12 protein-coding genes are annotated in these 12,387 nt (G+C 42.8%); 10 read left to right on the top strand and 2 right to left on the bottom strand.

The window, feature by feature from the left end:
• The first annotated feature begins 35 nt into the window (after positions 1-35).
• The 4 genes from prmA (at position 36) to purH (ending at position 4,582) form a co-directional block, all read left to right on the top strand.
• Positions 36-962 (top strand): 50S ribosomal protein L11 methyltransferase, encoded by a 927-nt coding sequence (gene prmA / locus AC5JPT_RS00135; protein ID WP_493856623.1) that lies wholly within the window; start codon positions 36-38, stop codon positions 960-962.
• A 162-nt stretch (positions 963-1,124) separates the two neighbouring features.
• Positions 1,125-2,309 carry an MJ0042-type zinc finger domain-containing protein gene (locus AC5JPT_RS00130; protein WP_493856622.1) on the top strand — a complete coding sequence of 395 codons (1,185 nt, stop codon included), beginning with the start codon at positions 1,125-1,127 and terminating at the stop codon, positions 2,307-2,309.
• Positions 2,310-2,489: 180 nt separating this feature from the next.
• Positions 2,490-2,852: a DNA-binding transcriptional regulator Fis gene (fis, locus tag AC5JPT_RS00125; protein ID WP_443524491.1), complete on the top strand. Its 363-nt coding sequence runs from the start codon at positions 2,490-2,492 to the stop codon at positions 2,850-2,852.
• Positions 2,853-3,001: 149 nt separating this feature from the next.
• Complete coding sequence (gene purH, locus AC5JPT_RS00120) at positions 3,002-4,582, top strand: bifunctional phosphoribosylaminoimidazolecarboxamide formyltransferase/IMP cyclohydrolase (RefSeq protein ID WP_493856621.1); 1,581 nt, start codon at positions 3,002-3,004, stop codon at positions 4,580-4,582.
• Between the two features lie 159 nt (positions 4,583-4,741).
• Here purH and AC5JPT_RS00115 read toward each other — a convergent pair whose 3' ends face one another.
• Entirely contained in the window at positions 4,742-6,616 is a 1,875-nt protein-coding gene (locus tag AC5JPT_RS00115; protein ID WP_493856620.1) for a SurA N-terminal domain-containing protein, read from the bottom strand.
• Between the two features lie 352 nt (positions 6,617-6,968).
• Positions 6,969-7,289 carry an HU family DNA-binding protein gene (locus AC5JPT_RS00110; protein ID WP_161808411.1) on the bottom strand — a complete coding sequence of 107 codons (321 nt, stop codon included), beginning with the start codon at positions 7,287-7,289 and terminating at the stop codon, positions 6,969-6,971.
• Positions 7,290-7,742: 453 nt separating this feature from the next.
• Between AC5JPT_RS00110 and AC5JPT_RS00105 the strand changes: the two genes are divergently transcribed.
• The 6 genes from AC5JPT_RS00105 (at position 7,743) to hscB (ending at position 12,352) form a co-directional block, all read left to right on the top strand.
• The gene (locus AC5JPT_RS00105) at positions 7,743-8,387 is read left to right on the top strand and encodes a hypothetical protein (protein WP_319050102.1); all 645 of its coding nucleotides are present in this window, start codon (positions 7,743-7,745) and stop codon (positions 8,385-8,387) included.
• 475 nt (positions 8,388-8,862) lie between these two features.
• Positions 8,863-9,372 (top strand): Rrf2 family transcriptional regulator, encoded by a 510-nt coding sequence (locus tag AC5JPT_RS00100; protein ID WP_443524498.1) that lies wholly within the window; start codon positions 8,863-8,865, stop codon positions 9,370-9,372.
• Entirely contained in the window at positions 9,369-10,595 is a 1,227-nt protein-coding gene (locus tag AC5JPT_RS00095; protein ID WP_493843494.1) for an IscS subfamily cysteine desulfurase, read from the top strand. The genes AC5JPT_RS00100 and AC5JPT_RS00095 overlap by 4 nt, the downstream gene beginning before the upstream one ends.
• A 156-nt stretch (positions 10,596-10,751) precedes the next feature.
• On the top strand, positions 10,752-11,162 hold the full coding sequence (gene iscU / locus AC5JPT_RS00090) for a Fe-S cluster assembly scaffold IscU (RefSeq protein ID WP_319050099.1): 411 nt from the start codon (positions 10,752-10,754) through the stop codon (positions 11,160-11,162).
• Positions 11,163-11,385: 223 nt separating this feature from the next.
• Positions 11,386-11,706 (top strand): iron-sulfur cluster assembly protein IscA, encoded by a 321-nt coding sequence (gene iscA, locus AC5JPT_RS00085; protein WP_021814983.1) that lies wholly within the window; start codon positions 11,386-11,388, stop codon positions 11,704-11,706.
• 64 nt (positions 11,707-11,770) lie between these two features.
• Positions 11,771-12,352: a Fe-S protein assembly co-chaperone HscB gene (hscB, locus tag AC5JPT_RS00080; protein WP_493856619.1), complete on the top strand. Its 582-nt coding sequence runs from the start codon at positions 11,771-11,773 to the stop codon at positions 12,350-12,352.
• Positions 12,353-12,387 lie beyond the last annotated feature (35 nt).

Here is a 12,387-nt window from a genome sequence, read left to right as displayed (position 1 = left end):
ATACACATTTATTATTTTAGCTTAAGGTTATCTTTATGGCATGGCAACAACTGCACTTACAATGTGAAAAATCAAACGTCGATTTGGCCGAAGCGCTTTTATTAGAGGCCGGTGCTCTATCAATTGCCCTAGATGATGCAGGTGATCAGCCTTTGTTTGAACCACTACCAGGCGAATCCCCACTATGGGATGAGGTAATATTGACTGGTTTATTTGACGCGACCACTGATTCTGGTAGTCATCAGGCTGTTGAGCAGCTCAGTCATGAAATTGCAGCACAAGTACAAGCGACCCGCATTTGGCTAACGGCCGTTGATGACAAGGACTGGGAGCGCGAATGGATGAGCAACTATCATCCTATTGAATGTGCCAATGACTTATGGATTGTGCCAGACTGGCTAACGCCGCCTAACCCTCAGGCGACAAATATCATCATGGATCCAGGCTTAGCTTTTGGTACCGGTTACCATGCTACAACTCGTCTCTGCCTTGATTGGCTGACAGAGCAAGATCTGACAGATAAAGTGGTCATCGATTACGGTTGTGGCTCAGGTATTTTAGGTATCGCTGCTTTATTATTGGGTGCACGCCAAGTATATGCAGTTGATATCGACCCGCAAGCGGTGCTCGCGACTAATCAAAACGCGGTACGCAATCATGTGGGTGACCGTCTGCAAGCGTTTTTGCCAGAAGCGTTTACTGAACACTGTTCGCAAAACGACATCTTACCTGTAGAAGTCATCGTCGCGAATATCCTAGCCAAACCTTTAATTGGCTTGGCGCCTTACTTCTCAACCTTGATTGCACCAAAGGGCCGTATTGTTTTAGCAGGCTTGATTGAGTCACAAACTGAGCAAGTTATGGCCGCTTATCAGCCCTATTTTGCCCTCGATCCTAAACATGCTTTTACCGCTCAAGAAGACCAACATTGGCAGCGTTTATCTGGTACATTTACTAGCTAGCAACATTTAATTACATCTGTTACGATAGAGGGCAGTCAAACGTTAGGTGTTTGACGCCACTCTGTCTTTGCTCACGATTGATATAATTTTAAGAGCACTGTAGGTAGCTGTTGGTGAGTGGCGATGCGGTATTGATAACCATACTTTTTTGGATTCGGCCCTATGACCACCCCTATAAAAACTCAGTGCCCTCATTGCCAAGCTTACTTTAATATTCAACAAACTCAGCTAAATAAAGTCAATGCTACCGTCAGCTGTGATCAGTGTCGTCAAAGTTTTTTGGTCAACAAGAACCTCGTCGTAACTTCTGATACCTCTAATTCTTCAGCAATTCAAAGTACCAAAGCAAAACGTCCTAATACTAAACCGTCACTCAATCAAAAACGTTCATCCGACACTCTCATTCATGATGATCTTATCTACGATGATATGGATATTGATGAGCCAGAAGATAATCCTACAGAATATGCCTCTTTAGATAGTATGGATGCTTGGCTGACCCAAGTCAGCAATACACCTTCTACTACAGAAACATCAGCTACCGGGCAACACTCGCCTTCTCATATTAAGCACAAAAATCACGATCCAATAGCGAAATCTGCTACGACACATGTGTTACCAGAGTCTTCCTCGATAGCACAAGAAGTCCTCAGTTCTGCAGCCGCCAATGACATTCACGCCAGTGTAGATGATACAACTGACAACTCATGGCTTGAGGCACTTCTTGACGAGCAAAGTAAACGCGACGAAAAGCCAATAAACGACACAGATTTATCACAGCTACTAATAGATATGGGTGTTCCTATTAGAGATGAAGAAATCTCTGCCGCAGAACGTGCAAAAATAGCACAGGCACATTTTGCGCCCACACCAGCAGCACTTTCGATCGCCTCTATACTTTGGATACTCGGGTGCTTGGTATTGGCGCTCCTACTTGCTGCACAATATGTTATGTTTAATTTAGAGACTTTAGTCAAGAATCCTGCCAATGCCAAAAGGCTACAAGCCGTATGCTCTGTTGCAGCGTGCAGCTTGCCAAGTGCAGACTTGACTGCTTTTACTATCACTACTCCAAATCATAGAGCCAGCCAAATACAAACAGCGGGCACATTTAGCGATATAAGTGCGACACTTAACAACCAAAGCACACAAGCGCAGCTCTATCCAAATATAAAAGTTAGTGTTTATGGCGCCGATAGCCTTATCGGAGAGTTTATTGCAGCGCCCACCGATTACTTATTGGGTAAACAAAGCCAGCTACCTGCTAACGATAAAAAACGTCTGTTGTTTACTATACCCGTTGACGACAGACAAATCCGTGAAGTTACCATGACACCACTTTATTGATTTTTATTGGTATCAGCATAAATATTTTTCATAGGTGATATGCACCATACTTACTCTCGATGCGTATTGTCGTAATCAAGATAGCCATTAATCTGTCAGCGTTAGACGATATTAATTTGATATACTATTATTCTGACATCTTATGGTTTGACACTTTTTTCATTTCAAGGATATTATCTTATGGCACCTCATGCACAGCATAATGCCCACCATTTTGCTAAAAGCTCTGAGCATCCTGCCGACTATAATAAAGAAGACTATCACTCCTCTACTCATGATTTTTCGCGCTCTTTAGATAGTGCTGCGAGTAGCGTACAACAACCTCTGCATGTACATGTTGAGCGTGTGGTACGTCAATACTTTGCAATGCTAGGTGACGAGATGCCGACCGACCTATACGAACTTATCTTAAAACAGGTTGAGGAGCCTCTTTTATCTGTGGTTCTCGAAAAGACTCGTGGCAATCAAACCAAGTGTGCGCAAATATTGGGTCTGAATCGGGGTACTTTACGCAAAAAACTCAAAACCTACGACTTAATGTAGCACTGCTATATGAGCTTACTCATCGTCGCTAATTATCATGCATGGCAATTGAATATTCATAGCTTTATCTATCACGATAGAGTTTATGCTCATTGTCATCACCACCTTGCCAGACGTTTACGTCAGGCTTTTTTTATGGAATATTTTTTATGAGTACAACCCCACTTGCCCTACTCTCGGTCTCTGATAAATCCAATATCGTTGAGTTTGCTCAAGGCCTTATCAAAGCAGGTTTTGGCTTACTCTCTACTGGCGGTACTTATCGCCTACTTACAGAAAACAATGTTGCTGTGACGGAAGTTTCAGACTACACCGGCTTTCCTGAAATGATGGATGGTCGTGTAAAGACACTGCACCCTAAAATCCATGGTGGTATTTTGGGTCGTCGTGGAACAGACGATGCGATTATGAGTGACCATGCCATCGAACGTATTGATTTGGTGGTCGTAAACTTATATCCATTTGCCGAGACGATTGCTCGCGCTGACGTGACTATGAACGATGCTATCGAAAATATCGATATTGGCGGCCCTACTATGGTACGTTCAGCGGCAAAGAATCACGCTCATGTCGGTATCGTAACTGACCCTGCTGACTATGATCGCGTGATTGACGCTTTAGATGGTACCACTGAGCTAACAGCTGCGCTGCGCTACGATTTGGCAGTCAAAGCCTTTGAGCATACCGCACAGTATGACGGTATGATTGCCAATTTCTTAGGTAGCCGTGTCAATGAGACACAAGAGCCAGAAAACTTCTCACGTACATTCAATGTACAGCTAGAAAAAGCACAAGACCTACGCTATGGTGAAAACCCGCATCAAAACGCGGCATTTTATACTGAAAACCAACCCCTAAAAAGCCAGCAGGCTTCTATTGCAACGGCCAAGCAACTACAAGGCAAGGCGCTGTCATATAATAATATTGCCGACACAGACGCTGCCCTTGAATGTGTAAAAGCCTTTAGTACCCCTGCTTGCGTAATCGTCAAGCATGCCAACCCTTGCGGTGTTGCAGTTGATAATGATCAAGTAGCAGCCTATCGCACTGCTTTTAGCACTGATCCTGAGTCGTCTTTTGGCGGTATCATTGCATTCAACCGTCCATTGACCCTTGCTGCTGCAAAAGCAATCATTGACAATCAATTTGTAGAAGTCATCATTGCGCCTAGCATTGAAGACGGTGTGCTTGAAGCGACAGCGACTAAGAAGAACGTACGCGTATTGGTATGCGGCGAGCTACCAGCACCAGATCAACGTGATAGTCAGCTAGACTATAAGCGCGTCAATGGTGGTCTGCTGGTACAAGAGCAAGACCTTGGTTTGATTACCGCAAACGATCTAAAAATCGTGACTGATGTCCAGCCAACTGAAGCACAAGTGGCAGATCTGTTGTTCAGCTGGAACGTCGCAAAATATGTCAAATCTAATGCTATTGTTTATGCCAAAGGTCAACGTACTATCGGGGTTGGTGCAGGTCAAATGAGCCGCGTCAACTCAGCACGTATCGCTGCTATCAAAGCAGAACATGCTGGACTAGCTACTGAAGGTGCGGTCATGGCATCAGATGCATTCTTCCCTTTCCGTGATGGTATCGATAATGCAGCTGAAGTGGGTATCTCTGCTATCATCCAACCAGGCGGCTCTATGCGTGACGACGAAACCATTGCTGCTGCCAATGAGCATGGTATTGCGATGGTATTTACAGGTATGCGCCATTTCCGTCATTAGGCTGTCATGTCATTTTATAGACTGACATAAATAGCAGTCATAATATTCAACTGCTATTTATGATCAATCTGAATAAAAATGCTATTCATAAAAAAGCCACTGTAACGTTACAGTGGCCTTTTTATGGTCAATGCTTCCTTATAGCAACACAGTAAACGCTTAGCGTCCTTGCGCATTAGCCATGTTAGATTCATTGATCTCAACCTGATACATCAGACGCAGATAATCTAAGTAGTCTTGCAACTGATCTTGACCTAAATTATCACGGATGATGCTAGCGGTCTGCGCTCGTTGCATATCAGAAAGTGGTGACTGTTGCTCAGTTTGAATACGATCACCCACCAACAGTGTTGCACCAAGCTCAGTCTCACTAGCAAGGGCTACCACGTTACCATCAGTAGCTTGCTTGCTAAAAGCCAAGCCGCGCTCTTTGTCTGTTAGCAGTGTCGTTTGACGGTTTATCTCACCCAATGCTCGTAAGCTTACTGACTGCTTAGAGATATCGCCTGATGTTTTGATACCAGCAGCTACCGCCTTGGCTTCTTTTAGTGCCAATGCTGTGGCTCTTTGCTGACGTAATATCTGAGTGATTCTTGGTGTAGCAGCACTCAGAGCAAGAGTCTTGGTAGGACGATAGTTAGTTGGTTGTACCCATACCGTACCATTACCGACTTCTATACCAGCTGTTACTGCTTGATCTTGAATGGTAAACTCGTCAAAAGCCTGTTTGACCACTGCTGGTTGCGACAGGACTGAGCTGTTGTTTTGTTTGCGGTAATCTTTGATATTTTTTAGCGTCACATTCTCTTGCTGCGCTATATCTTCGATGCTAAAACCATCTGCTGCCAAATCATTAATCGACGTTACTTTGTCAGCATAAATCTCTTGACGCTTATATTCTTTCGCTTTTGCTGTTAGCTCTTCACGCATACTCTCAAGACTTGGTATTTTTTCACCATTGTCTTCGGTAACTGTAAATATCTGATAGCCAAAGCTGGTTTTGATAGGCGCGGTCACATCACCGACGCTCAATCCTTCTAAGGCGTTCTGAACCGCGTCAGCGTCATTACCGAATACAGAAGGGTTGAAGCGACCGATATCACCGCCTGTTTCTCCTGAAGGGTCATCTGATTCTGTTTTGGCCACAGCAGCAAAAGACTCGCCTTTCGCTAAGCGCGCTCTGATTTTGTCTGCTCGTGTCTTAGCATCATCACCCGTCAATAGAATTTGGCTCACTCGGCGCTCGTCAGTAGCGGCAATGCTTTGCTTATACGCTTCGTACTGCTGCTGTAATTCTTCTGAGGTTATCTCATCAACTTTGATGGTCTGCGGGCTAAGCTGGATGTAAGCCAAATTGACCATCGCCGCACTCTTTAATGTATCTTTGTTAGCATCATAGTACGTTTGGATGTCGGCTTTGCTGAGCTTAACCTGATCTGCGTAGTCTTGCCAGTTAAAGCGATGTATCCAGACATTACGTGACTCTAGTTGCAAGTCAATTAACTGACTAACCGCCTGCATGGGATATACCGCTGTCCCTACGATACTGGCATTCAACTGATCCAAACTTAGCTGATTACGAAACTCTGCAAACAACTGGTTTTTGGTCATACCACGTTGACGCAAGAAGTTTGAAAACTGGTCATTAGAAAAATTGCCATCCGCGTCTTTAAATATATCTTCTTCGCGCAGTAGACGATTGATCGTATCATCAGAGACTGTCATGCCAAGCTTGCCCGCCTGCTGCTCTAACAGGGTACGGTCAATCAGACCTTTTAGCACTTGTTCATGCAGTACGTCTTCATTTAATAAACTGGCATCATCAACTTGCTCGAGTATTTCGCTACGGCGGTTATTGACGGCAGTCTGATACTCGGACAACCCTACGCTTGCCTCGCCTACCTGAGCGACTTGATTGGGATCAACTCCACCGCCAAAATAGCTTTCGACACCCAATAAGGCAAGTGGCGATAGGCATAAAATCAATAAAATGCGACCCGGCCAGCTTTTTAAGAAATCGCGCAATTTATCCATAGTTATCTCTGCTTTATTAACCTATATTGATGAAAAACCATTGTAATATCGCTAGGAGCCAATAAATGCAACCTGCCAATATCAATGCTATCTAAGCCGGCAATGGCAAAAAAGAAGAACGTCTGCATGTTATAAAATAAAACAAGGCTGAATAGCAAACCTTACTTGAACAACGCATCTATCGCGCGCCCTATGATACGTGATTTTTCATCTATACTCAAAATATTCACATCGTATTATTCACGTTATATGATGCCAACTATAGCGACAAAAAAAAGCACCTAAATATTAGGTGCTTTTTTGGTGCTTAGCTTATGATTTCAGCCGAAGCACCCATTTGCTATAGGGCGTCTTAGTTCAAGCGCTCTTTTAGGTTTTTGCCAGCTTTAAAGCTTGGTACTTTGCTTGCTGGGATGCTTAGCTCTTCACCAGTTTTTGGGTTACGGCCCGTGCGCGCTTTGCGATCTTTTACGCTGAAAGTACCGAAACCAACTAGAGAGATGCTATCGCCAGCTTCTAAAGCTTCGCCAACACTTTCCATTACAGCATTCAAAGCATCACCAGCTTGAGTCTTATTTAGACCACTTTTGTCCGCGATGCTATCAATTAATTCTGACTTATTCATAAAATTTCCTTCAAGTTTAAGGGGGTAATAAACGCTCACGCCAAGCATTGTAACGCTCTCATGGTACTTACGCAATAAAAACTACCTGACTAGCGTATTAACAGGTTTCACTTTGTTATCGTCTTTATATCAAGGCAGCATAAGGAGCGCAAGCGATTTTACATATTTTTGTGCGATATACTACGTATTTGACACCCAATGTTACGCAAAACATCTGCAACCTGTATTCAGGCAGGTTACTTTATCCTATCTAACTACCCTGCATATCTATTTATGCTTTGAAACGATTGTCAGACGGTGTCTGTGCACTGCCAGTCATAAATAGTAGTGTCTTTATTGACTGCTAAATTGTACTGTAATAATTTTGCCACTGACAGAAACTAGCGTTACTTTTTATTATAAAGGCGTTACTATAAACGAAATATCACTGCAAATTCTGTATGCAGATAAACTTAAGTTTACTGATGTTCAATTTGCTAAATAAAAAAATGGATTACTTGCATGAAGCGTTCTACGTTGTCTCACTCTCTTCTTAATATTATTCTAGTGTTCATAGAGTCAGCGCTAACACTATTGTTGCGTTTAGATCCTGAACTGCGTAAAGCCGCTTATCCACTTGCTAAGCAGGGTACCGTTGTGGCACTACGTTTATACCTACCTCATGTAGAAGTGTTTGCTACTTTTAGCACCAAAGGTGTGTTATTGGATGCTCAGCTACCTGTTGGACGTAGCGAGCCTGATGTTGTCATCAATGCCTATAGTATTCAGGTCATCAATGCCATCACGACTCATGACAGGGAAACAACCGAAAAATTACAAATGCGCGGTGAATCTCTACAAGTGCAACTGGTCAAGCAGTTCATTATACAGCTTGGTCTTGGCAGCCTGATTCAGGGTTTGATCAGAAAAATAAAAGGCGGTAAAGGCAAAACCAAACCGACCGATGCTGAAATGGCAGAGAAAAAAGATAACTACAAGCAGCGCATCAAAGAACAACAAACTCAAATTAATACATTGACCATCAAAAACCGCGAGCTTGAGACCACGGTAAAAGAGCTACAAAGTAAGCAAAAAACCTTAGTGGTTGTGACCGTCGTAGCGCTTGTCATTATGATCGGCTCAGTCATTGCTCTACTTATGAACTAACGCTAATCAAAACCAGTTTCAACACTTATATACTTAATACTAGCTATACATAAGCGTTTAATACTCGAAGTAGTACTAAATGCTTATATATAGCACTCTCCTCTCTACTCCATACCTTTATCGCTAGCTACCTTATCACTACCCATTATTTAACAAGCTTTTTATAATCTGTATATATAACCAACTCTACTACTGGTTTATAAGTGCATGTCACACGTCATTGTTTTTATCAATCATAGCGATAAGCTCTATTAACCGTTCGACCACACTTTAATCTTGACTAAATTACTCAGGATTAAGTATAATTGACCTAATCGTTGCATACATCGGGCTAACCATCTGTTGTCTAATAACGATAGAACACAACTTAGTTGGGCGAGATTGCAAAATTCTATATCGCTATAGTATTACCTTTCTATATACCCTTCTAAGATCGTTGTTAAATAAAAATGACATACAAGTTTGGAGATGACACATGCGTTTAACTACTCGAGGCAGATATGCTGTCACTGCTTTATTAGATTTAGCACTACAAACCAGTCAACAAGACAGTGCCGTTTCTTTATCTGATATCGCTAAACGACAATCGATTTCTATCTCCTACCTCGAACAGTTGTTTTCCAAACTTCGCAAGCGTGGTCTTGTGACCAGTATCCGCGGTGCTGCAGGTGGCTACCACCTAGCTAAACCATTAGATGAGATAGATGTGATGAGTATCATATCTGCGGTCGATGAGTCGGTAAATGCCATGCAGTGTGAAGGACGCGGTGACTGTCAAGGTGGTACAATGTGCCTGACCCATGACCTATGGTGTGCACTATCAAATCATATTGAGCAGTACTTGAAAAATATAACATTAGCGCAATTATTAGATATGGAAAACGTGCAGTCAGTATCAGAGCGTCAGCACACCTCTACAAAAGATATTTCCATAAAAGACATCAATACTATTACTTTATCGAACAGCGAGGCAAACCCAGCATGAGCCAACATAACAACCTTATATACTTAGATTATGCCGCCACCACACCAGTTGCTAGACCAGTAGCTGCTAAGATGAGCGAATATCTGACAGTAGATGGCATTTTTGGTAATCCAGCCTCTCGCTCACATGGCTATGGCTGGCAAGCAGAAGAAGCTGTTGAGACTGCTCGCGGACAAGTTGCTGAAGTTATCAACGCTGATCCACGCGAAATCGTCTTTACTTCTGGCGCGACTGAGTCTGACAACCTAGCTATTAAAGGTGCAGCTCACTTCTATCAGTCTCGTGGTAAACACATTATTACTAGCAAAATTGAGCATAAAGCTGTGCTAGACACGTGCCGTGAGCTTGAGCAAGAAGGTTTTGAGATTACTTATCTTGAGCCGCAGCCAAGCACTGGCCTTATCTTAGCAGAGCAAGTAAAAGAAGCGTTACGTGACGATACTATCTTAGTATCGCTTATGATGGTGAACAACGAGCTTGGTACCATTACTGATGTGACTGCAATCGGTGAAATCACTCGTGAAGCCGGCGTAGTATTCCACGTCGATGGCGCACAATCTGTTGGTAAAGTAAAAATCGACCTTGAAGAAATGAAAATTGATTTGATGAGCTTCTCAGGTCATAAAGCGTATGGTCCTAAAGGTATCGGCGCATTATTTGTTCGTCGTAAGCCACGTATTCGTCTAAAAGCAGAACAACATGGTGGCGGTCATGAGCGTGGTATGCGTTCTGGTACACTGCCAACGCATCAGATTGTTGGTCTTGGTGCCGCATTTGCTCTAGCTAACGAAAGCTTTGAGACAGATCATGCTCATGCAGCAAAATTACGTCAAAAGCTGTGGGATGGTCTTCAAGATATCGAAGAGATTTATCTAAACGGCGATCTCGAAAACAGCGTACCTAATATCGTCAATATCAGCTTTAACTTTGTTGAAGGTGAGTCGCTAATGATGTCGCTAAAAGATTTAGCTGTATCGTCAGGATCAGCCTGTACATCAGCAACGCTTGAGCCATCATATGTATTGCGCGCTATCGGTCGCCCAGACGAATTGGCACACAGCTCAATCCGCTTCAGCTTTGGTCGTTATACGACTGACGAAGACGTCGATACCGTTATTAAGCAAATGCATGAAGCTGTTGACAAATTGCGTGCCCTATCACCACTTTGGGATATGTACCAAGAAGGTGTTGACCTGAACTCAGTTGAGTGGGCTGAGCATTAATTTTTAGTATAGCTTTTTAGTATTAAGTAACCATATATAGTTTATTAAACGATTGATTACACAATTAAGTTAAGCGTTTGACCCCAATTATCGATGAGTAGTCAGACATTCAAAGTTAACAAACGACTGCTCATCATCTAACCAGGAGAAAACCCCATGGCCTATAGTGACCAAGTTATTGATCATTACGAAAACCCACGCAACGTTGGTAATCTTGATAAAAATGCCAAAAACGTTGGTACCGGCATGGTCGGTGCCCCAGCTTGTGGCGATGTAATGCGCCTACAAATCCAAGTTGATGATAATGGCATTATCGAAGACGCACGTTTCAAAACTTACGGCTGCGGTTCAGCAATTGCTTCAAGCTCACTTGTTACTGAGTGGCTAAAAGGCAAGAGCTTGGATCAAGCTGGCGAAATCAAAAACAACGATATCGCCCAAGAATTAGCGTTACCACCAGTAAAAGTCCATTGCTCTGTACTTGCAGAAGACGCTATCAAAGCCGCTATTAGCGACTACAAAGGTAAGCACGGTACAGCAGTAACGGCAGAAGAAGCTGCTATCTAAGCTCAACCTATTAGCGTCTGCGTTATGATTTATTAGCAATGCTGAAGTGGCAATATGCAAACAGCTACTGATGCTAAAGAGGTGACAATGACATTATGTAATTGTCACCTTTTGTTTTCTGGTAGTCGCTAGTCTATTATTTTGGCAAACTTCTAATTTTAGTTGCCAATTTATACAAATTTTTATTAATACTTATGATTATTAATAGTCAATGGGAGTTGGCATGATTGAAATGACAGAACGCGCCGCTCAGCATGTTCGAGACTTTTTGGACAACCGCGGTAAAGGTGAAGGCATTCGCGTTGGCATCCGTACAGCGGGTTGCTCGGGTTTGGCTTATGTCTTGGAGTTTGTAGATACTCCTGATGAGAATGACACGCGCTATGAAAGCCGCGGTGTGAGCATCTTTATTGATCCTAAAAGCCTAGTGTATTTAGACGGTTTGTTAATGGACTACGAAAAAGAAGGTTTAAATGAAGGCTTCAAATTCACCAATCCTAATCAGAAAGGCGAATGTGGCTGCGGTGAATCTTTTACTGTCTGATAATTCGATGAGCTACTAGCCAAATAAAGACTTTAAAAAACAAATAAAAAGTAAGGCGTATGATATGACAGACTCTATTCTAGACACGCAATTTGGGAACTTCTTTGCCCTATTTGAGCAACCTGTACAATTTGAAGTCAATCAAGACAGTCTGGATCAACATCTACGTCTATTACAAAAGCGCTATCATCCTGATAATGTCGCAAAGAATTTAGCAGATACTAAGCAAGCTCAGCAGCAATCAGAGCAAGCCTCCGCTATCATCAACCAAGCATACCAAACGCTCAGCGCACCTGATAGCCGTGCTGGTTATCTGTTGGATATGGCAGATCAAGCTCAAAATGTAGAGCACTCAATTGCAGATTTGGATTTTTTAGAAGATGCGATGGAAATGCGAATGGATCTAGATGACGCTATTACAGGTAAAGACCTTGCAACCTTGCAGCAGTTACATCCTCAAATTACAGCACGCCTAAACAATCAGTCTGAACGCTTTAACACTGCTTATACAGAGCAAGACTGGGGTACAGCGATTGATGCGACACAAAAACTGAAATTCTTAGTTAAGCTAAATGCTGATGTGACGACTGGTCTCGATGATGTCGCCAGTACAGCGCATTCAGATGATGATGATCTCTATGTTTAGATGTCCGTAAGCCGTGTATTTTTTGACAATTAGAT

It is taken from the genome of Psychrobacter sp. H26 (assembly GCF_059073035.1).
Note: the sequence above shows the minus strand (reverse complement) of the source record. Positions and strands in the feature narration are given on the sequence as shown.